This window comes from Paenibacillus sp. 2TAB23, assembly GCF_052115165.1.
GTDB lineage: Bacteria > Bacillota > Bacilli > Paenibacillales > Paenibacillaceae > Pristimantibacillus.
Genome location: NZ_JBFRGD010000003.1, coordinates 64,835 through 89,580, shown reverse-complemented (window position 1 = coordinate 89,580; position 24,746 = coordinate 64,835). Strand labels below are relative to the sequence as shown.

The window sequence follows — 24,746 nt, the reverse complement described above, 5'->3', positions numbered from 1 at the left end:
AGAAATGCCTTTGCGAATGGCATTCGAATAATGGCTGAGGAGGAGCTTATGGAGGCTGCCAGAATTAAAGTGACAATCCGGTGCAATATGTGCGGAGAAAAGTTTGTCCTGCGCGGACGGCGAGACAAGGGCATGATTGATACCGGCTTTAAGCAATGCATTTGCAACAACGCCAATGATCTTGATATTGAAGAGCATAGCGTTTTTTAAAATATAGGAATGCATCGCCTTTGGCTATAAATTCTCTATATTATATTTCTCGGAATGAAACGCGCCGCGCTTTCAAAGGACGGCGATAGACGCCTCGCCTTAGGAAACAAAAGGATGCTGTTACAATTATATAGATGGATGCATAAAGCTCCCTTGGGCAAACCAAACTAAAACCAGGTTTTGCACAAGAAAGGAGCTTTTGTATTATGTACCATCGACTTAGCTCAATCCTCTTTCCCTTTATGTCCTTACTGTTCATCGGCGCAATCTATTGGGGCTACCAAGAGCATCAAGAGAAAAACTCGATATTGATCAAAGCGGAAAATCAATATCAACGCGCCTTTCATGATTTAACTTTCCATGTGGAGCAGCTTCACCAGCAGCTTGGCACGACACTGGCAGTGAACTCGACCTCGCAAAGCTATCACCGAAAAGGACTGGTTAACGTATGGCGCTTAACGAGTCAGGCTCAGAATGAAATCAATCAGCTTCCATTAACGCTGCTTCCCTTTAATGAGGCGGAGGATTTCTTATCGCGCATAGCCAACTTCGCGTACAAAACGGCAGTTCGAGATTTAACAAAGCAGCCGCTCACGCAAGACGAGTTTAAAACAATGAAGACGCTGTACGCGAACTCGGAGCAAATATCCAAGGATCTAAGCGGCATGCAGAAGGAAGTGCTGGCAAACAATCTACGATGGATGGATGTGGAGATTGCCCTTGCTTCGGAGAAGGAGAACAACGACAATACGATCGTGGACGGCTTTAAGACGGTGGATAAAAAAGTAAGCGAATATCCAGAGATCAACTGGGGCCCATCCGTAAGCAGCATGTATCAAAAACGGACGATAAAAATGCTGGGCGGCAATTTGGTTACGGCAGAACAGGTGAAGAAGCTAGCAGCTACATTTACTAACAAACCAAATGCCGATATTCGTATTGTCGAAAATGCGAAGGGCACCGAATACGCATCTTATTCCGCAACAGTGAATGAAAGCAAGGACCAAAAGCTGCAGATGGACTTTACACAAAAAGGCGGACAGCTCATTTGGTTTATGAATTCACGCGATATTGGCGAAAAAAAGATTGATCTAGAGAAAGCTAAAGCGTCTGCCGATTCATTTTTGGATAAGCATGGCTTTTCCAATATGAAGGCTGTAAGCTACGATGTGCATAGCAATATGGGAGCATTCACCTACGTTAGCGTTCAAAGCGGAGTTCTCATATATCCGGATAAGCTGACGGTAAAGGTCGCATTGGATAATGGCCAAACGGTCGGACTGCAAGCGAATGACTACGTTTTTGAGCATCACAAACGAAAGCTGCCAAGTCCGATTATTTCGAAGGCAGAGGCAAGGAAGGCGCTTAACCCGGAGATGAAGGTACAATCAGAGCTATTGGCCTTGATTGACAATGATTTGGGCGAAGAGGTTTTGTGTTACGAATATAGCGGAAGAATCAATGGTTCGTTGTACCGTATTTACATCAATTCCGAGACAGGCTTAGAAGAATCGATTGAGGAAATGTCTCCTTATGATTCCAAGGCAGCTTCCGACAAATAACGATATGGCTCCCCTCAATTCGACGTGCTATAATGGCATGTATAATGGGGGGGAGCCAATTTGTTGCCTAAAATGAACCAGATGCTGCATTTTCAGATTGCTTCTTCGGACGAAGAGGAAGCTTCTATTGAATACAAATCGCGTATTGCGGATGAGCAAGAGGATGGTTTCTTAATTGAAGTTCCGATAAGTGAGAAAACGGGCCGCTACAAGAGGCTGTTTCTTGGTGACGAGCTATCCGTTTATTTCGTAACGGAGGATGGAATCAAAAACTTTTTCGATTCCCATGTGCTCGGATTTGTAGAGGATGGCGTCAAACTCATCAAGATCCGCAAGCCGGAGCTTGATCGGATTACGAAGGTGCAGCGCCGCAGTTTTTTACGCGTGCCTGCAGAACTTGAAATAGCGATTAAAACACAAGGCAATTTGAGGTTCGTATGCGAAACGGACGATGTTGGCGGCGGAGGAATCTCATTGATATGCGATGGGAAATGGCAGCTCGCCTCTGAACAGCTGCTGGATTGCTGGCTTTTGGTTCCATATAAGAACGGAAGCATTGATCATGCTTTTTTCAAAGGGGAGGTCGTTCGTGTAGTCGATCTGGAATCCGGCAGAAAACAAGCGATGATCAAATACGTGAGCATTAATGATTCAGAACGGCAGAAGGTAATCCGCTTTTGTTTTGAGAAACAACTTGAATTCCGAAACCGATGAATAATTTTTGAAAGTTATGGAAAACTAGCCAGGAACAGGGGGTTAGTTTCCGTATGCTGAAAAAATGGTTTTTTCGCAAAAAGAATACCGACGCGATGATTAAGCTAACGGATGAGGTTAGTGCTGTATTACGAAAAATCATTATTATGCTTGTTATTTTATTGGTATGTTCGCAAGCAGCACTGCAAAATCATGCTGTTCGGCAATGGCTAACGGGCGTAGATCAGCGGGAAGGAGTCCGCTTGAACTAACGCTCCGCTTTTGCATCTACGGATATAGTGTGGTATAATTTTCACGTTCGCAGGCAAAGCCTGCTTTTTTCTTGAGAGGTTTGCGTCGCATTCTTACATGCATTCGGCCAGCCGTCTCTACTAAAAGGGGGTTGACCTTAGGTGGTGCATCACGAAGGTGACAATGACCGTATGATCATTGCGATTGACGGGCCGGCAGGCGCGGGCAAGAGCTCGGTTGCACGGAAAGTCGCCGAACAGCTTGGATATGTGTATATTGACACGGGCTCTATGTACCGGGCTGTAACACTCATGGCGCAGCGGGCAAGAGTAACGGTTGAGCAAACAGCCAAGCTAGCGGATTTAGTAAAATCGTTGGAGATTGAGCTAGAGCCAGGCGAGCAAGGTCAGTCCGTTTTTGTGAATGGCGAAGACGTAACCGCATTGATTCGCACGCGCGAGGTAACGCTTCAGGTTTCTCACATCGCCGCGAATGAAACCGTTCGTGAAGTTCTTGGCATCATGCAGCGCAAGCTCGCTGAACGCAAGGGCGTCGTAATGGACGGCAGAGATATCGGTTCACACGTACTGCCGCAAGCGGAGCTGAAGATTTTCTTAACTGCATCCGTTAAGGAACGGGCACTTCGCCGTTACCGTGAAATAGTGGACTCTCAAAGCATTACACTTGCACAGCTCGAATCCGAGATCGCCGAGCGAGACCGCTTGGACGAGCAACGCGAAATTTCGCCGCTTATTTGTGCGCCGGACGCGATTGTACTCGACAGCACCGCCATGACAATTGATGAAGTCATTCATGCAATTGTGAAATTAAGCCGAACCAAATTGGCGGAGGCGAAGTAAACTATGTTATACCTTATTTTCCGGTTTCTATTGCGTGTCATTTACACGCTCCTTTTCCGATTGGAAGCTAGAGGAACGGAGAATATTCCGACTTCAGGCCCGGTCGTACTTGCCTCGAATCACTTGAGCAACTTTGATCCTCCTACAGTTGGTGTCAAGGTAAAGCGCAAAGTATATTTCATGGCGAAAGAGGAATTGTTCAAAGTTCCGGTGTTCGGATCTCTCATTCGTGCGTTTGGCGCATTCCCTGTGAAACGCGGGGGCGTGAGCAAGGATGCTATCAAATCTGCGATTTCTCTGCTAAAAGAAGGCAATGTAATGGGGATTTTCCCAGAAGGATCGCGCAACAACCAATCTGGAGCGGCTAAGAAAGGCGCAGCTATGATTGCCGTTCGCAGCGGAGCTGCTGTAGTACCAGTTGCTATTGTCGGAAAGTATAAACCTTTTAGCAAAATTATCGTATGTTACGGCAAGCCTGTTGATCTTACTGCACTTATTGAAGAATCATCACCTGATATGCTAGAACAAGTAACAGATGCCATTATGGCTCGCATTCGCGAGTTAGCTGCAAACAATCGTTAATGTATGTTTTAAATGCTGCATTCGCTCTAGGCGCCTGCGGATTTAAATAAAGTTGGGGTATGAACTGAGGAGGTTATTTCAATGTCAGAAGAAACTAATGTGCAAGAATCCGTGGCGGAAGAAGTAAGCCAAGACGCTTTGGATAATTTCGTGTCTTTGAAAAAAGGCGATTCCGTTAAAGGTACAATCGTCAAAATCGAAGATAACCAAGCTTATGTAAGCCTTGGATATAAATATGACGGTGTTATTCCGATTCGTGAGCTTTCTGCTGTGCAGATTGAGAACGCTACGGACGCTGTTCAAATCGGTCAAGAGGTAGAGCTTAAAGTAGTCAGCATTGATGATGAGAAAGAAAAGCTTGTTCTTTCGAAACGTCAAGTCGACGGCGAGAAAGCTTGGGATGTTCTTGAGCAGCGCTTTGAAAGCGGCGAAGTATTCGAAGTTGCCGTTGCAGACGTAGTTAAAGGCGGACTTGTAGCTGATGTTGGCGTTCGCGGTTTTATTCCTGCTTCTATGGTTGAGCGTCATTTTGTTGAAGATTTCTCCGATTACAAAGGCCGCACGCTTCGCGTGAAGGTTAAAGAAATCGACCGCGAGAACAACAAAGTTATTCTTTCCCAAAAAGAAGTGCTTGATGGGGAATTCGAGCAAAGCAAAAAGCAAGTGATTGCTGCACTTGAAGTAGGTCAAGAGCTTGATGGTACGGTTCAACGCCTTACTCCGTTCGGCGCATTCGTAGACATCGGCGGCATCGACGGCCTTGTACACGTTTCCGAGCTATCATGGCAGCATGTTGCACACCCGAAGGATGTTGTAGCAGAAGGCCAAGCGGTTCGCGTTAAAGTACTTAAAGTAGATCCGGCTGCAGGCAAAATTAGCCTCAGCTTGAAAGCTGCGCAACCAGGTCCTTGGGATACTGCAGGCGCTCAATTCGCGATTGGCGATATCGTTACAGGTACAGTTCGTCGCCTAGTACCATTCGGCGCTTTCGTTGAAATCGCTCCAGGCGTGGAAGGTCTTGTTCACATCTCCCAAATCGCACATCGTCATATCGCTACGCCTAACGAGGTTCTTCAAGAAGGCCAAGAAGTTCAAGCGAAAGTTCTTGACTTCAATCCTTCCGAGAAACGCGTTAGCCTTAGCATTAAAGAAACAGAAGAAGCACCAGAGCAAGCGGCTCCTAGCGCTAGACCTGATCGTGCTCCTCGTTCGCCAAAAATCGAGAAAATCGACAATCCAAACGTTAGCTTGAGCAACGAGAGCATGAGCTACTCACTTGCTGAACGTTTCGGCGACAAGCTAAAAAACCTTAAATAATTTTTAATTTATGCCAAAGGAGCTATTCCTGCGAAATATCGCAGGAATAGCTCCTTTTTATTGGTGCATAATAGGGTTTACGAGAGGTGAGATAAGGTGAATCCTGGTTTTATGGCTATATGGATCGTATTAATCATGATCATACTCATGGCAACAGGCTGGAAGGACTATGTAGCTCCTGATATTAGCCGTCGAATGATGGTTGCAGCTGTTATTTCTATGGTCATTGCGCTTGCATCGTCTTTATGGCTTTTGCCTTTTCACGTATTCGGCATTGAAATTCATGTGGGTGTCTGCGTACTGCTGTTTTTGGCCTTATCGTCACTTTACAACGGTACAGAAAGCTGGGGACACGTGACTTATTTACTCGTATGTATGCTGATGATTGCAGTAATCTGGGGATTCGTTCGTAAAATGTACAGCTACGATCCCGTTTTTTATTGGATAAACCCGAATTGGGATGCTCCCTTACTCGCAGGATTGTTTTGCGGCGCCTTTGCGTCTAAAGCTAATCAACAATTTGCTATGATCTCTGGTGGAGCCGTTATTGGTGAAATCTTTAACGCTTTTTTACAGACCGGCGGGTATATGGGCTATATTGGAGAGCTCAGGTGGTGGGATAGCTTCTGGATTGCTTTTGCAACGGCAAGGATTTTCAGCATATTGCTAAAGGCGCTTCGTGTTGCAGGCACGAAATTGCAGGAAATGTTATGGCAAATTAGAGGAGGGCGCTCATCATAATGCAGCACTATCTCATCCAGAATAAGTTTTTAGTCGGTGTTCTGCTAGGGATCGCCTTTGGGATTATTTCCCGCTTGCTCATGCTTAGAACGGATTATCGACAATATCCGACATACCCGCATGGGCGAATCATTCACATTTCATTAGGTGTAATTGCTGCAGCGCTCGGAGCTGTGGCTGCACCTGCTTTATTCAACAAAGACTATACGGCTATTACTTTTCTCTCGCTTGCCGCGCAGCAATTCAGAGATGTTCGTAAAATGGAAAGAGAAACGTTGACCAAAATCGACAGCATGGAGCTGGTCAGCAGAGGCTCGACTTATATCGAAGGGATTGCGATGGTGTTTGAAGGACGTAATTACTTAGTTATTATGACTGCTTTATTAACGAGTTTGTTCGCCGTCATATTAAATGTTTGGGTAGGCATTGTTGCCGGCTTGCTTTCCTTGGTACTGGTAGAGAAGCTGAAATCGGGAAAAGCAATGTCGCATATTGCTGCCGTACAAACTGCTGCGGTGAAGGTCGATGGTCCTGATTTGTTCGTAGACGACATCTACATAATGAATGTTGGTTTGAAGGCCAATCAAGACATTATCGCGGAACGAGGCATGGGCTTCATACTTACGCCGTACAATTCAAACGGAAAAGTTACGATAAGCAATCTCGGACAGCGTCAGGCTATCCTTTATGATATGGCAACGATATTAGGCGTATACCGTGACGATGGCGAGCCGGCGCTAATTCCCATGGCCAAGCTGGATATGAAGGATGGGCGCTTGGCTGTGTTTATTTTGCCGCAGGAGATGGATGCGGAGAAAGGCAAGAAAGTCATAATGAGAGTGCCTATATTGGAGTCTGCTGTGCGTATGCCTACAGAAGCTTCTGTCAACAAAAAGGAGGCTGGTGAAAATGGCTAAAATCGTCGCAATAGTGGCTATGCATTTCGGGGCAGTCGGGGGCGGAGCTCCCATTTTTATTGAAGAGTCGAAAGACAAGCTGGAGAAAACAGCATTTCTGCTTGAGAAGATATTGGATGCCAGCGCGCATGATTTGAAGAACGGCACAATTATATTGGTCAATCACAAGTAATATGAAAAGTTAGCCAAGAACGCACTTTTTTGCTATGATGGTTAACGTGAGTATTTTTGAAGGAGTGGAAAACAAACTATGGCAAGACCCGTTATCGCTATCGTCGGTCGTCCGAACGTGGGTAAATCCACCATTTTCAATCGGGTCATCGGCGACCGTCTAGCAATTGTTGAGGATAAACCGGGAGTCACTCGTGACAGGTTGTACGGCACCGGAGAGTGGAATGGCAAACCGTTTAGCATTATTGATACCGGCGGTATTGAAATTGACGGCGAAGATGAAATCATGAAATCTGTACGTATGCAGGCTGAGCTTGCCATTGAAGAAGCAGATGTGATTATTTTTATGGCCGATGCCAAATCCGGATTAACACATGCAGATGATGAAGTCGCACAAATGCTTTTCCGTTCAGGAAAGCCTGTAGTGCTTGCTGTGAATAAAGTGGACAACCAAGGCCGAATGGACGAGGTTTATGAGTTTTATGGTTTGGGTTTCGGTGAACCGATCGCAATCTCGGGCTCGCATGGACTAGGCATCGGAGATCTGCTGGACGCCGCAGTTGCATTGCTGCCGGAGCAAACGGATGATGGCTATGACGAGGATGTTATTCGTGTAGCATTAATCGGCCGGCCTAACGTTGGTAAATCATCACTCGTGAATGCGCTGCTTGGCGAAGACCGGGTTATTGTCAGCGACGTAGCAGGCACAACGCGAGATGCAATCGATACGCCTTTCGAACGCGATGGCCAGCGTTACGTGCTAATAGACACGGCTGGTATGCGCAAACGCGGCAAGGTGTATGAATCTACCGAGAAATATAGCGTCATGCGTGCGATGAAAGCCATTGAACGCGCTGATGTTGTTCTTGTTCTGATCAACGGAGAAGAAGGCATTATCGAACAGGACAAGCATATCGCCGGCTATGCCCATGAAGCGGGTAAAGCATCGATATTTGTCGTTAACAAGTGGGATGTCGTTGATAAGGACGAGAAGACTATGCAGTTGTTCTCGCAAAGCATCCGTGATCATTTCTTGTTCATGTCTTATGCTCCAATCGCTTATCTTTCTGCGTTGACTAAACAGCGCTTACAAAAGCTGCTGCCGGTTGTTAAGCATGTTTCTGAACAGCACGCGATGCGCATTCAAACGCATCTGCTTAATGATGTCATCTCTGATGCAGTGGCGATCAATCCGCCTCCGTCCGACAAAGGAAAGCGTCTGCGCATTAATTACGTGACTCAAGTTGCGATTAAGCCTCCTACGATTGTTGTTTTCGTCAATGATCCGGAGATTATGCATTTCTCGTACGAACGTTATTTGGAAAACAAAATTCGCGCTGCGTTTAATTTTGAGGGGACGCCAATACGAATATTCTCGCGTCGTAAGTCCGAAGAAGATTAGGGGAGAAGTAGCTTGTTATATGGAGTAATTGCGGTTGCTTTAAGCTATTTATTAGGTTCGGTTTCATTTAGCATCGTTATAGCAAAATGGGTTAAAGGCATTGATATCCGTCAGCACGGCAGCGGCAACGCCGGCGCTACCAACACATTGCGGGTGCTCGGCAAAGGGCCGGGCATACTCGTATTTGTGCTTGATATTGCGAAAGGCGTAGCGGCTGTTTGGATTGGTCATGCGCTCGGAGAAAATGACTGGATACCCGTTCTGTGCGGATTAGCGGCCATTATTGGTCATAACTGGCCGATTTGGTTCCGATTCAAAGGCGGAAAGGGCATCGCGACAACGGTTGGCGTTATTGCGACACTTGCATTCGTACCTGCACTGTGTGCAGGAGCTGTTGCGATCGCCTCAATTGCATTAACTCGTTATGTTTCGTTAGGCTCACTTTTGTTTGCGGCATTAACGCCATTATTCATATCCATATTTTATTTTTCAGTACCGTTGTTATGTGCAAGTCTTCTGATCTGTATCTTTGCTTTCGTCCGTCATCGGTCGAATATTGTAAAGCTGCTTCAAGGAACGGAAAACAAGCTAGGTGCGAAGAAAGGATAGTGAGCGTTGCATGAATCAGCTAGGGGAGACATCAAAGTTCGCAGCGGTGCTTGTAGCGGGCAGCTGGGGAACCGCACTAGCATCAGTGCTTGCTTGTAACGGCTATCAAGTGAAGTTGTGGACAAGAAGCGCGGAACAAGCAGAAGATATCAACCAAAACCGCATGAACAGTAAGTTTTTGCCGGGAGTAAAGCTTCCTGCGCGTATTCATGCGACCACAGACATGGAATTTGCACTTCAGCATGCAGAGCTGGCTTTATTCGTTGCGCCTTCCGGTGCAATGCGTGAGGTAGCGAAGCAGGCGGCTGTACATTTGTCGGATGATACGCTCGTCGTGCATGCAACGAAGGGGTTTGAGACGACTTCGTTGAAGAGGATGACAACCGTACTCTCAGAAGAGCTAGGACGCTCGCAGGAGCAGTTAGTCGTTCTCTCAGGCCCAAGTCACGCTGAAGAAGTGATTCTGAAGCAGCCAACGACCGTCGTTGTTGCATCTGCCAGCATGGTGTCTGCAGAGAAAGCACAGGATGCACTAATGAATACGGACTTCCGGGTTTACACGAATCCGGACGTTGTTGGCGTCGAGGTTGCCGGTGCGATCAAGAACATTATTGCTTTAGGGGCAGGACTGACAGACGGCTTGCAATTCGGAGATAATGCGAAAGCAGCGCTGCTAACGCGGGGACTTGCCGAGATTAGCAGGCTTGGTACCGCAATGGGTGCTAGTCCGCTTACTTTTGCCGGTCTTGCTGGCGTTGGAGATCTAGTGGTTACCTGCACAAGCAAACACAGCCGAAACTGGCGTGCGGGCTATATGCTTGCTGACGGTACACCGCTTGAAGACGTGCTTAGCAAGATGGGCATGGTCGTGGAAGGTGTGAAAACGACGCGAGCAGCCTATGATTTGGCTAAGGAATACGATGTGGAAATGCCGATTACCTTTCAGCTGTATGAGGTTCTATTCGCGAATAAATCACCTCGGACTGCGGTTGAACATCTAATGGGCAGACTTCGCACGCATGAAATTGAGGATCTGGGCTAGGGACCAGCGCCTACACCAAACCTAACGCCTTCTCATATGATGCATGGAGCAAGACACTTGCGCATCCTGGAGGTGTAAGGTATGGCGAAGGATTTCTCCAAAGATATTCTCAGTTCAATTAACAAAAAAACCGGCAAGACAATTTCCGAGAGCTCAGTTAAAAAGCTGGCCAGCGGTGTAACATCAGAAACGATGCAGGACGAAGCTGAGCTTCGCAAGCTGATTAAGCAGGTGTCGGAAATGGCAAAGGTTAAGGTTGCCGAATCGACAGTCAATGATATCGTTAAAGCCGTAAAGGCAAGCRGAATGAGCTCTAGCAATATGGAAACGCTCATGAAAATGATGATGAAGAAATAAATGGCTGCGACAAAAGCGATAGGCGTCCCGAACCATGCATTCGGTTCAGCGTCCTGTCAGCTTTTGTCCTTTTTTTTAAAAATATAGGAAAATAAACCGTTAGGCTATACATTTTCTATAGTACTTGGAATGAAACGCGCCGCGCCGCCAAAGGAAGGCGATAGCCGTTTCACGTTGACGTATAGGAAAGGATATGAGTTTGGTCATCCTTTCTCTATACGTTTCGCCGAAACGATGGCGCGTCTATAGAAAGGACGCCGTTAGGCGTTTCTACTTATGCAATGTTATAATGGGGAGAATTCATTATGATATAGATTAGGAGACTGGAAATACTATGGATGCTATGACAAAAATGTGGGTTTCGCTATTCGGCATTGGAATGATGGCGATTGCGGCCCTTTTAATTACGTTTGCTCGTTTGAAAACGAAGGGCGCTCTTAAATTTGTCCTATCGCTTATTGCTTTTTTCATTTTAATCATTGGATTTATATGCGGATTAATATCAATCATTTAGCACTTATACATAAGAATTCGGAGATTACTAACGAAAAGGGAGATTTTCACATACAATGATTGAATTAAAGGGTAGAACCAAAACAGCCGTCGTTGAAGCGGAAGCAGGACTCTCACTGCTTGATCTTGCGATGAAGCATAATGTTGACTGGAGTTTCTCCTGCGCGCGCGGAACCTGCGCTCGCTGCCGCTGCCTGGTTACAGAGGGTGCTGACCAGTTGGAAGGCATCACGGATGAAGAGTGGGACCGTCTCGAGCCGGAGGAATTCGATGAAGGCTACCGCTTAGGCTGCCAGGCCATCATTAAAACCGCAGATGCGAATATTTCGGCTGCGAACAAACCATATTTTTGATAAGTACGACGTGGAAGGAAGTGCCAGCGATGACACAGGACGTTAACATTCACCACGCGCTGGCTGCCGTTTGGCAAGCAACCAATTCGACCGCCGAAAGCTGGGTAATCGGTGGGAGTGCAAGTCTCATGCTGCGAGGTCTGCCTCTTGCGGCAATGCCACGTGATTTGGATCTGTATTGCGATGATCAAGATGTAGCGAATATTCATAAAGCGCTCGAGCCTTATGCAGTAGATAAGCCAACCTTGAGCGTGACGGGCATGTACCGTTCGGTATTAAGCCGTTACCGTATCAAGGGAGTACAGGTTGAGCTGGTTGGGGGATTCCGCGTAGAAGCAGGTGGCAGCGTCTATGAAACGAAAGTGCGGGAGACGCTGCTTCCGCTATCCGATTGGATTGATATAAACGTTATGGAGTTGGTACTGCCGGTTGTGCCGTTAGCGCATGAGCTATGGTTTAATTTTCTGCGCGATCGTATGGACCGAGTTGAGCTCATCGTCAAAGCTTTCTCAGCAGCTCCTGAGAAGCATCTACATGCTTTTGCAGCAATTGAGCAAAGCAATACGTTTACGGAGGAGGCTAAGCACAGCCTCCGACGTTTGCTAGCCAATCGAGAGGCCGGTGAGTAGCTGATGGATGGAGAGGTTACCTTTTGGCCGGCGGGAAAGACTGTGAAGGTGAGGCGGGGCACAACGCTCCTAGACGCCGCCAGACGCGCTAACGTGCCGATTCGCACGCGATGCGGGGGGAAGGCTGCTTGCTTCATGTGCAAGGTTTCCGTGCGTCCTGGGAGCGAGCTCGCTCCCATTGCAGACAATGAAAGACGAAAGCTATCAGGATTAGACGGAGATGATTACAGACTTTCCTGTCAAGCAAGGGTCGCTGGCAAAGTTGAGGTAGACGTACCACTTGACCCGCTGCGCGCGGCAGTGGCACGCCAGCTTGCGCGACAAGCGGAGGAAAGCGACGATTTATGGTAAAAGGTTTGTTGCACAAACCTAGGCTTACGCTTGCGAAGTAGGTTTGTTACACAAACCTAGGGGGAGGTAAAAAAATGAATTATAAAAAAAGCTTGGCGATGCTGGCCGGCTCGATTGTCATGTTGATTGCATTATCAGGGTGCATGTATCCGAAGGATCAGCTCAAGCAAAACCAGGTCGCTCCGAAAGAAGCGGTTCGCAACGTACAAGCAGCAATTGACCAGTACAAGGATGAAACAGGTATGCTGCCGATCAAGAACAGTACGGCAGAAACGCCAAAGTATGAGAAGTTTTATGTTGATTTCGGCAAGCTTGGCCGGACAGGCTATCTGACCGATATTCCTTCGGCTGCATTCGAGAATGGAGGCAGCTTCAGCTTTCTTCTTATTGACGAGGAAACGAAGCCAAGAGTGAAGCTGCTCGATATTGTCGCTTTTCAGAATATCAATGATATTCAAGGCTGGGTAACGTCATACATTCAAACGAACAGCGTGCTCCCAAAAGGGGAACAAACCTATCCTGGCTTTTATCAAATCAATTATAAAGAAATGAATAAGTCAGCACCGACGATTCGAAGCGTATTCTCAGGCCAGACGCTTCAAGCCTTGGTCGATGAGAATGGCGTCGTCTACACTGATTACGGCATTGACATCATGCAATTCATCCAGAAAAGTGATCAAAAAGAGTTTGCAGCGGATTTTGACCTGCGCACGCTGCTGGTAGATGGATCAGATTTCGTCCCAGTCAAAGCTCCCATCTACCATTTGGTCAATAATGAGCCGCAGGCTGTCAAATAATAAAAGATGTCCTGAATATGGACATTACGCACTGAATCCTCTCCTTGGCGCAAGTCAAGAAGGGGATTTTTTTGCCATGCGGGGTCATAGATTTTTAGTTTTGCTCATATAACTCAGTCTTGGAAGGGAAGCCCGCAGACGAACAAAAAAAGTTTTCGTAGAAGGAATCGTCATAATCGGAAAGCCCGCACATATGATGATACTAGTCCAAAAGCATGTACGAGTTGCGTCGCTGGCCTGCCCTATTGACCGGTGGATGGCGGCGAACCGGAAAAATCAATTGGGAGGGGATATTCAGTGGAGAAAGTGGACATTTTCAAGGACATAGCCGAAAGAACTGGCGGGGATATTTACCTCGGGGTTGTAGGGGCGGTCCGGACGGGCAAATCAACGTTTATTAAACGGTTTATGGAAACGGTCGTGCTTCCGAACATTGCAAATGAATCAGACCGTGTCAGAGCCGTGGACGAACTTCCTCAGAGCGCCGCAGGCAAAACAATCATGACAACAGAGCCTAAATTTGTTCCGAATCAAGCGGTACAGCTCAGGGTTACCGATGGACTTGAGGTAAACGTGAGACTGGTCGATTGTGTTGGATATGCGGTTGAAGGCGCGAAGGGCTATGAGGATGAGAACGGTCCAAGAATGATTACGACTCCTTGGTTCGATGAGCCGATTCCTTTCCAAGAAGCTGCGGAGATTGGCACACGCAAAGTTATTCAAGAGCATTCCACACTCGGTGTTGTTGTCACAACAGACGGCTCAATCGCAGAAATACCGCGCAGCTCCTATGTTGTTGCAGAAGAACGCGTCATCAACGAGTTGAAGGAGGTCGGCAAGCCGTTCGTGCTTGTCATTAACTCGACTCGGCCTAAGGGTGACGAAGCGCTGCAGCTCCGCAACGAGCTTCAAGCCAAATACGATATTCCGGTCATGACGCTTAGCGTAGCGACAATGGGCGAAGAAGAGGTCATCTCGGTTCTTAGAGAAGTGCTCTACGAATTCCCTGTCCATGAGGTGAACGTGAACCTGCCTAGTTGGGTCATGGTGCTGAATGACAATCACTGGCTCCGCAGCAACTATGAAAGCTCTGTACGCGATACGGTGAAGGATATCCGCAGACTGCGTGATGTTGATCGAGTCGTTTCGCAGTTCATGGAGTATGATTTCATTGCTAGAGCTGGGCTTAGCGGCATGAACATGGGGCAGGGCGTTGCAGAAATCGACCTGTATGCACCGGATGAGCTCTATGACCGGATCCTGATGGAGGTCGTCGGCGTTGAAATTCGCGGTAAAGACCACTTGCTTCAGCTGATGCAGGAGTTCTCTCATGCCAAAAGAGAATATGACCGCTTTGCGGAAGCGCTTGAGATGGTCAAGACAACCGGATACGGCATAGCAGCGCCGACACTTGCGGAAATGGCACTCGATGAGCCGGAGCTAATCCGTCAAGGCTCGCGCTTTGGGGTTAGACTGAAGGCCACAGCACCGTCCATCCATATGATTCGTGTCGACGTGGAGTCGGAATTCGCTCCAATCATCGGTACGGAGAAACAAAGCGAAGAGCTGGTCAGATACTTAATGCAGGATTTCGAGAACGATCCGATCAAAATTTGGGAGTCTGATATTTTCGGCCGCTCCCTGCACTCCATTGTGCGTGAAGGCATTCAAGGCAAAATCGCCATGATGCCGGATAATGCTCGATACAAGCTGCAGGAGACACTCGGACGAATTATCAACGAGGGCTCGGGCGGGTTGATCGCGATCATCCTGTAGGAAGAAATAACGTGAATTCAAATGAGCCGCTGCCGATTAGGGAGCGGCTCATTTGTTTTGCAGGAATTCGAGTTCGGCACTTGAAATTGGCAAACGGCTGTATTACTATAGGTTTGTTCGGTCAAAAGGTATATTTTTGAAGTTTTCCGTTAATAAGAGGGATAAGATGAGCGTTTACACGCATGCTTTCCAGGAGTGACCATGAGTACTTTGGAGGAGGTGAAACAATGAACAAAACAGATTTGATTACAAAGGTAGCTGAGTTGACTGATCTTTCAAAGAAGGATGCAACTAAAGCGGTTGATGCTGTTTTTGATGCAATTTCTGATGCGCTTCAAAGCGGAGATAAGGTGCAATTGGTTGGATTTGGAAACTTTGAGGTTCGCGAGCGCCAAGCACGCAAAGGCCGCAACCCGCAAACTGGAGACCCAATCGATATCGCAGCAAGCAAAACGCCTGCGTTCAAGCCGGGGAAATCACTTAAGGACCTTGTATCCAATTAAGCATACTTAGATGATATTAAGCGCAGCTAACCGAAGCAATCCTAGTGGTTGAGATGAAAACGCGCGTAGATTTCGAGCAGAAGATGCCTGAGCGGGTAACCGTTCGGGCATTTTTTGTTAGCTGCCAAAGCCGTATGGATTGCGCAAACGTCTTCCATACACTATAATTCACATGGATAGCTTGGAAATTCGGATGCGGAGGGATAACGATGGAGCCTACACATGGTGAGTACATAGTCGTAAAAGCAAAGGATCAAGGCGTGCAAGTCATCGGTTTGACACGCGGAATGGACACAAAATTTCATCATACGGAAAAGCTGGACAAGAACGAAATTTTAATCTGCCAGTTCACTGATCATACGTCAGCCATTAAAATTCGCGGCAAAGCAGTCGTCATGACGAAATACGGTACGATGGAAACGGACCAGTAAGATAATCAAGCAGAGCAGGCGATGCCTGCTTTTTTTTTGTCTGCGTACGCTCCGAATATTCAACCCGCACCGCTCGTACAATGTGATAAGGGACTTGTCACAGCAAGAGCCTTGCAGACCGTTTAAAATGGTGTGCAAGCAATGGGAGGTGCAGATTGAAGATCGGAAAACCATTACTGGCAGCAATTGCGGCTGCGCTGGCTGTTACTTTAATATTTACGTGGCTGCCGCACGCATCGTGGCAGCAAGGAGATAAGCGCGGGGATGTGGCTGTGTTTCGCGTATCGACTGCGGTGAGGCTAACCAATAGCAATTTAGTCGATGTGCTCGTTGCCGTAAAGCTTAATGAACGGCTCGAGAAAGCGGAATGGAGCAATGGGATTTTGTCTTTGGATATGCGCGTAGATCCGAACAGCGGCAGACCCTCGCTTTGGTTTGAGGACGTGGAAAAGCTGGTGCGCGTCTCTTTCATGCAGCTTGAAAACGTAAAACGCGTACTTATTCGAATGGTAGAAAAGCAGCAAGACGATGCGGTTTTACTGGCAGCAGTCGATGTTAGGAAAACAGACGAATGGCTCATCAGTGAAATGCAGCAACTCTCATCAGCAGATCCCGTGCATGATGAGCTGTGGCGGAAGCGGCTTCGGGTGAGCTTCACTTCGGCTTGGGAGAAACGATTCGGACCAGTAGCTTTGTATTCTGCTAAGCCTTCCTTCATTTTGCAATCGGAATAAGGCTGTCTGTTGCAATTTGTTGAACAAGAAAGCTATATCGTATGCTCTTTAAATAAGTTGTGCTATAATAGTTTAGATTATTGAGCGGCGATTTGCGCTTCTCTGTTCGGAGGCTTCCCCAATGAAAACATACCGTGTACCTGAATTAGCTAAAAAGTATGTAGAATATGACATGATCCAAGAGCATGCTGTTCTTCCTGATTTAGCGAATGCGAGGCTGCGTTTGCTGTATGCGTTCCTAAACCAGCAGAAGTCGTTACAGACACACAGTGAGCTCTACACGCTCGTCGTATCTCTCGTGCAGCTAGGAATGGATACGCATGATTTGATCGACACACGGCAAGATCAGCGTTCTGAGAAGGAAATGCGAGCAAGGCAGCTTAAAGTGCTGGCTGGTGACTATTTTAGCGCCACCTTCTACCAGCTGCTTGCCCAATCTGGCCAAATTGACATGATTGCCAAGATTAGCAGTGCTGTGAGTGAAGTAAACCGATTAAAGGTTAACCTTTACGTGCGAATGAGGCAGCATAAGCTGACAGCTGATGAATATTTGAGCTTATCCGTACCTATAAAAAGCACCCTCTTCCACATTTTCACGGATTTGTTGGATGGGACTCTTTTGCGTGTCTGGCCAGAAATTCTGAACGGGCTAAGCTTATGCGAGGCATTGGTGGATGAATTGGCAAGAAGCAAGTGCGTAGATCGGTTCGACCAAAGCTGGTCTTATTGGCATGTCATGCAGGTCGCTACAGACGATGAAAGGCATCAATTATCAAAGCATTCAAATGATTACGCATGTATTCAAAGTTTGGCGGAAAAATATAAGGTGCGCAGCCAGCTTAACGCAAAGCTGAAGGCATCGGCAACCAAGGTTCTAGCAGCTGCTGGAATGTTGGAATCAGACGAGCTGAAAGGTGATCTTACAGCCATCGTCAATCGTCTGCTGCTCGAGGAAACCGATTTTACGCCCGCACTCAACGAGACGAGGTGAACAGCTCGAATGGATACAAACTCCAAGAGCCATGTGCATGGCGTGTTCGAACGCATTGCACCCAAATATGATTTAATGAATGATCTGATCAGCTTTCGCAGGCATAAGGCTTGGCGCAAGCTGACGATGAAGAAGATGGATGTTCAAGCAGGACAAACCGCGTTGGATTTGTGCTGCGGCACCTGTGATTGGACGATTGCACTAGCTGATGCGAGCCGCACAGGGAAGATTGTCGGATTGGATTTCAGTCAGAACATGCTTGATGTTGGAGCCCAGAAAATAGATAAGCTCGGGCTTAATAAACAGATTACGCTCGTTCAGGGAAATGCAATGAACCTTCCTTTCGAGGATCATTCCTTCGACTTCGTCACCATTGGTTTCGGTCTTCGGAACGTGCCTGATTATTTGCAGGTACTCAAGGAAATGCAGCGAGTCGTTAAGCCTGGCGGGAAAGTCGTTTGCTTGGAAGTGTCCAAGCCGACCTGGCAGCCATTCAAAGCCATGTACAATCTGTATTTCGAGAAGCTCCTTCCAATTATAGGGAAAGTAGTTGCCAAGAGCTTTCAAGAGTACAAGTGGCTGCCGGAATCACTAAAATTGTTCCCCGGTCGTCAGCAGCTTGCTGAGATGTTTGAAGATGCGGGATTGTCACAGGTTAAGGCATATCCTCTGACTGGCGGAGTAGCTGCGCTTCATATGGGGACAAAGGAGAAGAAATAGCAATGATTCGCAAATTACGCATTATTCTAGAGATGATTAAGTTTGAGCATACCGTATTTGCATTGCCTTTTGCGTTCATGGGCGCAATACTCGGAACGGTGATGATGGAGCAGCGTTTGCCGTCATGGTCCGAGATCGGTTGGATTACGCTCGCCATGTTCGGTGCCCGGAGCGCAGCCATGAGCTTGAACCGATTGATCGACAAAGCAATCGATTTGAGAAATCCGCGAACAGAGAAAAGAGCGCTTCCGGCAGGCTTGCTTAAGTCGGCGGAAGTTTTATTGTTTATCATCGTTTCATTTGTTTTATTATTTGTCGCAACGGCGAACTTGGCTCCGATTGCACTTAAATTGATGCCGATTGCGGTTGCGCTGCTCGTCTTGTATTCGTACACCAAACGCTTCACCTGGCTTTGCCATCTTGTCCTCGGGTTTACGATTGGGCTTTCGCCGCTCGGCGGCTGGGTAGCCGTGACAGGTCAGTTCGATCCTGCCGCTTGGATTCTATATATTACGGTTGCACTTTGGATAGCTGGGTTCGATATTATCTATGCTACTCAAGATTTCGAATATGACCGCGGCGAAGGCTTGCATTCCATTCCCGCTCGATTCGGTATAGCCGGCGCTTTATGGATCGCACGGGGATTGCATGTCGCAACAGCAATTGGATTCATAACCTTGTTCTGGTTAACCGATCTCAGCTGGATGTACTTGCTCGGTACGCTTATTTCGATTTCGTTGCTGTTCTATCAGCACTATCTCGTTCGTCCTAACGATCTATCGCGGGTTCAAACGGCATTCTTTGGCATGAACGGCACACTAAGCGTCGTATTATTCTTGTTTGTTATCGCTGATCTTCTGGTTATACACCAATGGTAGCAGAAACAGCGAATACGGCCAAAGCGGACTGGAAGAAACGATGGGTTGTCGGCATTACCGGCGCAAGCGGATCGATCTATGGCATTAGACTAATTGAAGTATTGCTTCAAAAGGGATTTGAAATTCATCTTGTTGTGACCGAGGCTGGATGGAGAGTGCTCAAAGAGGAGCTTGGCTTCGAAACAACTCGCAGAATGGCAGCGCTCGAGCAGCGCTTTGGAGATGCAATCACTGAACGCAGGCTCGTGTTTCATCCCAATGCGGACATAGGCGCAAGTATTGCCAGCGGTTCTTTCCGCGTACAAGGAATGGTTATCGTGCCGTGCTCGATGGGGACTCTTTCGTCCATATCGCACGGCATTTCCGATGATTTGATGACGAGAGCTGCGGATGTCATGCTGAAGGAGAGTCGCAGCCTGCTGATTGTACCGAGAGAGACTCCTCTGCATGCCATCCATCTGGAAAATATGCTGACGCTCTCGCGTTTAGGCGTAAGAATCATTCCAGCGATGCCCGCCTTTTACTATAAGCCACAAAGCATGGAAGAAATGATTGACTTTTTAGTTGGAAAAGTACTTGATAATATGACAATCGATCATGATTTGTACAGAAGATGGGGAGATGAACAGAATGGGCATGAATCGCCCGATCACCATCGGAAGAATTGATTACGCAAATGCCTGGCCGCTATTCCACCAGTTGGAGGATAGGGTGGAATGGAATCGTTATGAGGTCATAAAACGCGTGCCTTCTGAGTTAAATCGGCTGCTACAAGCAGGCGAATTGGATGTATCCGCTATTTCGTCCTTCTCATATGGTCAAAACGCCGACGACTATATGCTGCTGCCTCACCTTTCCGTCGGTTCGATCGGAAAGGTGAATTCAATCCTGCTTTTTCTGAAGGAACCCCTTGAGCGCAAACGACCCGAACGGATCGCGTTGACGGCAACATCGGCGACCTCCGTCAATCTTTTGAAAATATTGATGACGCTGCGCTTCGAATGTGAGCCCGAGTATGTGACGGCAGAGCCCGTTCTTGAGAAAATGCTTGAAACCTCAGACGCTGCGCTAATAATCGGCGACCAAGCTATTCAAGCCTCTTGGAAAAACCACGGCTTACATGTCATCGATCTGGGACAATTATGGAACGAGTGGACGGGTCTTGGCATGACGTATGCGGTAGTCGCAGCACGCAGAGAGGCAGTTGCTGCAGCTCCGGAAGCGGTACAAGCTGTATATAATGCGATAAAAGCGAGTAAACAGTATAATAAGATGCATCTCCGTCCACTGATAGAGCAAGCTTGCAGCCAGCTTGGGGGAGATTCAGCCTATTGGAATATGTATTTTCATTCGCTTCAATATGATTTCGACAGCAAGCTGCAAGAGGGACTTAAGTTATATTTCGATTATTCCAAGCAGCTCGGTCTACTCACGAAACAAGTGGAACTGACTTTTTTTGAAGACCAATCTGCCCAAAAGGTGAAAGAATGAAACTACTAGATTTGTATGCAAAGATGAAAGGCGATCTCAATCAAATCGAGCAAGAGCTGGAGCGCAGCGTGACGGATGACCATGTGCTGCTCAGCGAGGCTTCGTTGCATTTGCTCAAAGCGGGCGGGAAACGGATCAGGCCGATATTTGTCCTGCTTTCCGGCAAGTTTGGCGATTACCGCTTAGATGTAATGAAACGTGTCGCTGTCCCGCTCGAGCTCATACACATGGCTTCGCTAGTTCATGATGATGTCATTGATGATGCGCAGACGCGCCGCGGCCAATTAACGGTCAAATCCAAATGGGATAACCGGATTGCGATGTATACGGGTGATTTCATTCACGGCAAAGCCTTAACGATTGCAGCACAGCTGCCCAATCCGCAAATCCATCTCATCCTCTCCAGCGCCTTAGTACAGATGTGTGTCGGGGAAATGGAGCAAATTCGAGATTTTTTCAATACGGAGCAGACCATTCGAAATTATCTGCTTCGCATTAGAAGGAAAACCGCATTGCTTATTGCCATTAGCTGCCAGCTTGGAGCAGTTGCATCGAATACGGACCGTTCCATCTCGAACAGCCTTTACCGGTATGGCTACAACGTTGGAATGGCATTCCAAATTCGTGATGATCTGCTTGATCTTTACGGTACGGAGAAACAAATCGGCAAGCCGCCCGGTTCGGATATGCGCCAAGGAAATATTACGCTGCCCGTGCTGCTTGCTCTTAAGGACCCTGCAATCCGAGATTCGCTGCTGAGCGAAATTGCATCAATCCGTGAGCTTGGCGGCAAAAGAGATACAGGCCGAGCTATCGAAATGATCCGTAAAAGCGATGGGGGAGAGCAGGCTGACCAGCTCGCCAACCGATATGTAAAAAAAGCTCTGCAAGCATTAGAGGGATTGCCTAACCTGACAGCGAAAAAGAACTTGATCGATATTGCACATTTTGTCGGCAAACGAAATTATTAATTCTGTTCAGTCGAAAGGAATGGTTGTGGATGGAAAGAACTTTTCTGATGGTTAAACCAGATGGCGTACAACGCGGCTTGATCGGCGAGATCGTTTCAAGGTTTGAGAGAAAGGGACTGCAGCTGTCAGCGGCCAAATTTATGGTTTTAAGCCAGGAGCTTGCAGAGAAGCATTATGAGGAGCATAAGGGCAAGGTCTTTTATGAGCCGCTTCTTACATTTATTACCTCTGGTCCAGTATTTGCGATGGTCTGGCAAGGGGATAATGCCATTGCCCTTTCACGGGCTCTTATTGGCAAAACAGATGCGATTGACGCGTCTCCAGGAACGATTCGTTCCGACTTTGCCGTACATACGAACTTCAACCTGATCCATGGTTCCGATTCGGCAGCGAATGCGGAAAAAGAGATCAGCATTTATTTCTCTCCATCTGAGCTCATTGATTACGAACATACAATCCAACGGTGGATTTAACGTCCCCGACTACTGCGATGGAGGAACCTATGCTTGAAGACCAAGATTTTGCACAATTTATCGTTCGAATAAAGCAAAAGACCGCCATTGACCTGTCCCAATACAAGGAAGCCCAAATGAAGCGCAGGCTAACGACGTTAAGGCAGAAGCACGGTTTTCAAACTTTTGAAGACTATTATAAAGCGATCGAGCAGAATAAAAGCATGCTGAACGAGTTCTTGGATCGGATGACGATTAACGTGTCTGAGTTTTGGAGAAATCCTTCCAGGTGGGAAGTGCTTCAAAAACGTTTCTTCCCTGAAATGCTTGGATCTGCCAATCGGTTGAAAATTTGGAGCGCAGCTTGTTCAACAGGCGAAGAGCCTTATACAATTGCGATGATTTTATCGGAGCTGGGAGCTATGCAGCGATCCTCGCTGCTCGCAACTGATCTTGATTCAGGCGTGCTGCAGAAAGCGATTGAAGGCAGCTACTTGGAACGGTCACTTCGTGACGTGCCTGCCGTATGCCGCCAGAAATATTTCAAGCAAGTTGACGGTGCTTTTCAGATTTCGGATGCTCTGAAGCAATTTATTCAATTCAAACAGCAAAATCTGCTGCATGATGCGTTTGATAGCTCATTTGATTTAATTGTGTGCCGCAACGTCATGATCTATTTCACAGAGGAAGCGAAGCATGTGCTGTACCAGAAATTTGCGAATGCGCTCAAGCCGGGCGGACTGCTATTCGTGGGCAGCACAGAACAGATTTTCTCGCCTGCGCAATACGGCTTTGAGACTGCGGACACGTTCTTTTACCGCAAGATGTAACCTTCATGTATACCGTTTTCCAACTTCTCCTATACTAAGCATTAGGTAGATGACTTGGAGGATGAAGCAACCGATGGACAAACGCAAGGTTATAGCCGCATATAGGCGTGGTTTTATCTCCATTCAAGAATGCGCACAAATTATCGGAGTAGACAGCGGTCAGATGACAAGGCTCGTAAATGACCCGCTGCTTATGAAGGATGGAATGCCGCTGCTTGATAAAAAAACGGTCAACAGTTAATAAGCAAGTTTCACTCGAGGCTGGCGAACATGTCTTCTTTCACAGACATGTTCGCCAGCCTCTTTTTGGCTAGAGACACCAGTGTTTCCGGCGCTCGGATTCTTGTCAAACCGGAAGCGCTGTACTATAATGAGCAAAGATGTTTAGTGCAGTAAAGCATAGCAGGCGCTTACAGGCTTGCTTTGAAGGAGGAGCTTTGGTTGAGTTTAAGGTATTTGACAGCGGGGGAGACACATGGTCCCCAACTAACAGCGATTATCGAAGGATTGCCCAGCAATTTAACGATTGATTTCGAGGAGCTTAATTTTCAATTGCACCGTCGTCAGAAGGGCCATGGCCGCGGACGCAGGATGCAGATCGAGAAGGATACAGCCAACATTGTCGGCGGCGTGCGTCACGGCAGAACGACAGGAGCGCCTGTAGCCCTAATTGTTGCGAACAACGACTGGAAGCATTGGACTTCCGTTATGAATATTGAGCCTATTGAAGGTAGCGACGAAGAGAAGCGCCGCGTTAACCGCCCGCGACCTGGACATGCGGATTTGAATGGCGGATTGAAATACGACTTGAAGGATCTTCGCAACGTATTGGAGCGCTCCAGTGCAAGAGAAACGGCTGCAAGAGTGGCAGTCGGCGCGGTCGCGCGCCAATTTCTAGCGGAATTCGGCATTAAAGTAGCCGGACAAGTTATCCGTATCGGTGAAATTGAAGCTCCTGCGAATCAGCTTACTGTTGACGAGCTCATACGATTGACAGAGGAATCATCTGTCCGTGTGGTAGACAAGGAAACGGAACAGAGGATGACCGACTACATTGACCAGATCAAGGCAGAAGGCGATTCCATCGGCGGTATCGTGGAATGCATTATCGAAGGCGTACCTATCGGTCTAGGAAGCCATGTGCAGTGGGACCGCAAGCTGGATGGGCKAATTGCGCAGGCAGTCGTATCCATTAATGCGTTCAAAGGCTGCGAAATCGGCATTGGCTTTGAAGCAGCGAAGCTTCGCGGTTCACAGGTTCATGACGAAATCATGTATGAAGCCGAGCGGGGCTACCACCGTGCAACGAACCGCCTAGGCGGGTTCGAAGGCGGCATGACTAACGGCGAGCAAATCGTTGTGCGTGGCGTGATGAAGCCTATTCCCACGCTGTACAAGCCTCTTCGCAGCGTGGATATCGATACAAAAGAGCCATTTACAGCACAGGTTGAGCGCTCAGACAGCTGCGCGGTGCCAGCGGCAAGCGTAGTGATGGAGCATGTTGTCGCTTGGGAAGTGGCAAAAGCGTTCCTTGAAAAGTTCGGAGGCGATTCCATCGAGGAAATCCGCACGAACCTGAACAATTATTTGGATCAGCTGGGTCGGTACTAA

33 protein-coding genes are annotated in these 24,746 nt (G+C 47.5%); all 33 read left to right on the top strand.

Annotated elements, in window-relative coordinates:
- The first annotated feature begins 48 nt into the window (after positions 1-48).
- Complete coding sequence (locus AB4Z29_RS05545) at positions 49-210, top strand: hypothetical protein (protein ID WP_441942099.1); 162 nt, start codon at positions 49-51, stop codon at positions 208-210.
- A 206-nt stretch (positions 211-416) separates the two neighbouring features.
- A complete protein-coding gene (gene ypeB / locus AB4Z29_RS05540; RefSeq protein WP_441942098.1) occupies positions 417-1,772 on the top strand; it encodes a germination protein YpeB in 1,356 nt (451 codons plus the stop codon).
- Between the two features lie 60 nt (positions 1,773-1,832).
- On the top strand, positions 1,833-2,486 hold the full coding sequence (locus AB4Z29_RS05535) for a flagellar brake protein (protein WP_441942097.1): 654 nt from the start codon (positions 1,833-1,835) through the stop codon (positions 2,484-2,486).
- A gap of 53 nt (positions 2,487-2,539) precedes the next feature.
- Positions 2,540-2,737 carry a hypothetical protein gene (locus AB4Z29_RS05530; protein ID WP_441942096.1) on the top strand — a complete coding sequence of 66 codons (198 nt, stop codon included), beginning with the start codon at positions 2,540-2,542 and terminating at the stop codon, positions 2,735-2,737.
- A 171-nt stretch (positions 2,738-2,908) separates the two neighbouring features.
- Positions 2,909-3,577: a (d)CMP kinase gene (gene cmk, locus AB4Z29_RS05525; protein ID WP_441942400.1), complete on the top strand. Its 669-nt coding sequence runs from the start codon at positions 2,909-2,911 to the stop codon at positions 3,575-3,577.
- A gap of 3 nt (positions 3,578-3,580) precedes the next feature.
- Positions 3,581-4,159: a lysophospholipid acyltransferase family protein gene (locus AB4Z29_RS05520; RefSeq protein WP_441942095.1), complete on the top strand. Its 579-nt coding sequence runs from the start codon at positions 3,581-3,583 to the stop codon at positions 4,157-4,159.
- A gap of 81 nt (positions 4,160-4,240) precedes the next feature.
- Positions 4,241-5,476 (top strand): 30S ribosomal protein S1, encoded by a 1,236-nt coding sequence (gene rpsA / locus AB4Z29_RS05515; protein ID WP_183567814.1) that lies wholly within the window; start codon positions 4,241-4,243, stop codon positions 5,474-5,476.
- A gap of 111 nt (positions 5,477-5,587) precedes the next feature.
- Positions 5,588-6,217: a YphA family membrane protein gene (locus AB4Z29_RS05510; protein ID WP_441942094.1), complete on the top strand. Its 630-nt coding sequence runs from the start codon at positions 5,588-5,590 to the stop codon at positions 6,215-6,217.
- A complete protein-coding gene (locus AB4Z29_RS05505; protein ID WP_441942093.1) occupies positions 6,217-7,134 on the top strand; it encodes a YIEGIA family protein in 918 nt (305 codons plus the stop codon). Before AB4Z29_RS05510 ends, AB4Z29_RS05505 begins: the two co-directional genes overlap by 1 nt.
- Positions 7,127-7,306, top strand: a complete 180-nt coding sequence (locus AB4Z29_RS05500) for a capping complex subunit for YIEGIA (RefSeq protein ID WP_441942092.1) — start codon at positions 7,127-7,129, stop codon at positions 7,304-7,306. The genes AB4Z29_RS05505 and AB4Z29_RS05500 overlap by 8 nt, the downstream gene beginning before the upstream one ends.
- A gap of 78 nt (positions 7,307-7,384) precedes the next feature.
- The gene (gene der / locus AB4Z29_RS05495) at positions 7,385-8,707 is read left to right on the top strand and encodes a ribosome biogenesis GTPase Der (RefSeq protein WP_441942091.1); all 1,323 of its coding nucleotides are present in this window, start codon (positions 7,385-7,387) and stop codon (positions 8,705-8,707) included.
- 12 nt (positions 8,708-8,719) lie between these two features.
- Positions 8,720-9,316: a glycerol-3-phosphate 1-O-acyltransferase PlsY gene (gene plsY, locus AB4Z29_RS05490; protein ID WP_441942090.1), complete on the top strand. Its 597-nt coding sequence runs from the start codon at positions 8,720-8,722 to the stop codon at positions 9,314-9,316.
- A gap of 10 nt (positions 9,317-9,326) precedes the next feature.
- The gene (locus AB4Z29_RS05485; protein ID WP_441942089.1) at positions 9,327-10,358 is read left to right on the top strand and encodes an NAD(P)H-dependent glycerol-3-phosphate dehydrogenase; all 1,032 of its coding nucleotides are present in this window, start codon (positions 9,327-9,329) and stop codon (positions 10,356-10,358) included.
- Positions 10,359-10,439: 81 nt separating this feature from the next.
- On the top strand, positions 10,440-10,715 hold the full coding sequence (locus AB4Z29_RS05480; RefSeq protein WP_441942087.1) for a stage VI sporulation protein F: 276 nt from the start codon (positions 10,440-10,442) through the stop codon (positions 10,713-10,715).
- A 334-nt stretch (positions 10,716-11,049) separates the two neighbouring features.
- Positions 11,050-11,229: a DUF2768 family protein gene (locus AB4Z29_RS05475; RefSeq protein WP_441942086.1), complete on the top strand. Its 180-nt coding sequence runs from the start codon at positions 11,050-11,052 to the stop codon at positions 11,227-11,229.
- A gap of 55 nt (positions 11,230-11,284) precedes the next feature.
- Positions 11,285-11,581 carry a 2Fe-2S iron-sulfur cluster-binding protein gene (locus AB4Z29_RS05470; RefSeq protein ID WP_441942085.1) on the top strand — a complete coding sequence of 99 codons (297 nt, stop codon included), beginning with the start codon at positions 11,285-11,287 and terminating at the stop codon, positions 11,579-11,581.
- A 29-nt stretch (positions 11,582-11,610) separates the two neighbouring features.
- Positions 11,611-12,210 (top strand): hypothetical protein, encoded by a 600-nt coding sequence (locus tag AB4Z29_RS05465; protein WP_441942084.1) that lies wholly within the window; start codon positions 11,611-11,613, stop codon positions 12,208-12,210.
- 3 nt (positions 12,211-12,213) lie between these two features.
- Entirely contained in the window at positions 12,214-12,561 is a 348-nt protein-coding gene (locus AB4Z29_RS05460) for a 2Fe-2S iron-sulfur cluster-binding protein (RefSeq protein WP_441942083.1), read from the top strand.
- Between the two features lie 74 nt (positions 12,562-12,635).
- Positions 12,636-13,358 (top strand): hypothetical protein, encoded by a 723-nt coding sequence (locus tag AB4Z29_RS05455; RefSeq protein ID WP_441942082.1) that lies wholly within the window; start codon positions 12,636-12,638, stop codon positions 13,356-13,358.
- 297 nt (positions 13,359-13,655) lie between these two features.
- Entirely contained in the window at positions 13,656-15,134 is a 1,479-nt protein-coding gene (gene spoIVA, locus AB4Z29_RS05450; protein WP_441942081.1) for a stage IV sporulation protein A, read from the top strand.
- A 227-nt stretch (positions 15,135-15,361) separates the two neighbouring features.
- The gene (locus AB4Z29_RS05445) at positions 15,362-15,637 is read left to right on the top strand and encodes an HU family DNA-binding protein (protein ID WP_076336385.1); all 276 of its coding nucleotides are present in this window, start codon (positions 15,362-15,364) and stop codon (positions 15,635-15,637) included.
- Positions 15,638-15,846: 209 nt separating this feature from the next.
- Positions 15,847-16,068, top strand: a complete 222-nt coding sequence (gene mtrB / locus AB4Z29_RS05440) for a trp RNA-binding attenuation protein MtrB (protein WP_441942080.1) — start codon at positions 15,847-15,849, stop codon at positions 16,066-16,068.
- Positions 16,069-16,223: 155 nt separating this feature from the next.
- On the top strand, positions 16,224-16,802 hold the full coding sequence (locus AB4Z29_RS05435; RefSeq protein WP_441942079.1) for a hypothetical protein: 579 nt from the start codon (positions 16,224-16,226) through the stop codon (positions 16,800-16,802).
- Between the two features lie 121 nt (positions 16,803-16,923).
- Positions 16,924-17,793 carry a heptaprenyl diphosphate synthase component 1 gene (locus AB4Z29_RS05430; protein WP_441942078.1) on the top strand — a complete coding sequence of 290 codons (870 nt, stop codon included), beginning with the start codon at positions 16,924-16,926 and terminating at the stop codon, positions 17,791-17,793.
- Between the two features lie 9 nt (positions 17,794-17,802).
- Positions 17,803-18,513 carry a demethylmenaquinone methyltransferase gene (locus AB4Z29_RS05425; protein ID WP_441942077.1) on the top strand — a complete coding sequence of 237 codons (711 nt, stop codon included), beginning with the start codon at positions 17,803-17,805 and terminating at the stop codon, positions 18,511-18,513.
- 2 nt (positions 18,514-18,515) lie between these two features.
- Positions 18,516-19,391: a UbiA-like polyprenyltransferase gene (locus tag AB4Z29_RS05420; protein ID WP_441942076.1), complete on the top strand. Its 876-nt coding sequence runs from the start codon at positions 18,516-18,518 to the stop codon at positions 19,389-19,391.
- The gene (locus AB4Z29_RS05415) at positions 19,385-20,059 is read left to right on the top strand and encodes a UbiX family flavin prenyltransferase (RefSeq protein WP_441942075.1); all 675 of its coding nucleotides are present in this window, start codon (positions 19,385-19,387) and stop codon (positions 20,057-20,059) included. The genes AB4Z29_RS05420 and AB4Z29_RS05415 overlap by 7 nt, the downstream gene beginning before the upstream one ends.
- Positions 20,022-20,882, top strand: coding sequence for a menaquinone biosynthesis protein (locus AB4Z29_RS05410; protein ID WP_441942074.1), 861 nt, complete (start codon positions 20,022-20,024; stop codon positions 20,880-20,882). Before AB4Z29_RS05415 ends, AB4Z29_RS05410 begins: the two co-directional genes overlap by 38 nt.
- Positions 20,879-21,853 (top strand): polyprenyl synthetase family protein, encoded by a 975-nt coding sequence (locus AB4Z29_RS05405; RefSeq protein ID WP_183567759.1) that lies wholly within the window; start codon positions 20,879-20,881, stop codon positions 21,851-21,853. Before AB4Z29_RS05410 ends, AB4Z29_RS05405 begins: the two co-directional genes overlap by 4 nt.
- 29 nt (positions 21,854-21,882) lie before the next feature.
- Positions 21,883-22,326 (top strand): nucleoside-diphosphate kinase, encoded by a 444-nt coding sequence (ndk, locus tag AB4Z29_RS05400; protein WP_441942073.1) that lies wholly within the window; start codon positions 21,883-21,885, stop codon positions 22,324-22,326.
- 29 nt (positions 22,327-22,355) lie between these two features.
- The gene (locus AB4Z29_RS05395; protein WP_441942072.1) at positions 22,356-23,135 is read left to right on the top strand and encodes a CheR family methyltransferase; all 780 of its coding nucleotides are present in this window, start codon (positions 22,356-22,358) and stop codon (positions 23,133-23,135) included.
- A 73-nt stretch (positions 23,136-23,208) separates the two neighbouring features.
- Entirely contained in the window at positions 23,209-23,376 is a 168-nt protein-coding gene (locus AB4Z29_RS05390; RefSeq protein WP_183567750.1) for a hypothetical protein, read from the top strand.
- 200 nt (positions 23,377-23,576) lie between these two features.
- Positions 23,577-24,746, top strand: coding sequence for a chorismate synthase (aroC, locus tag AB4Z29_RS05385; protein ID WP_441942071.1), 1,170 nt, complete (start codon positions 23,577-23,579; stop codon positions 24,744-24,746).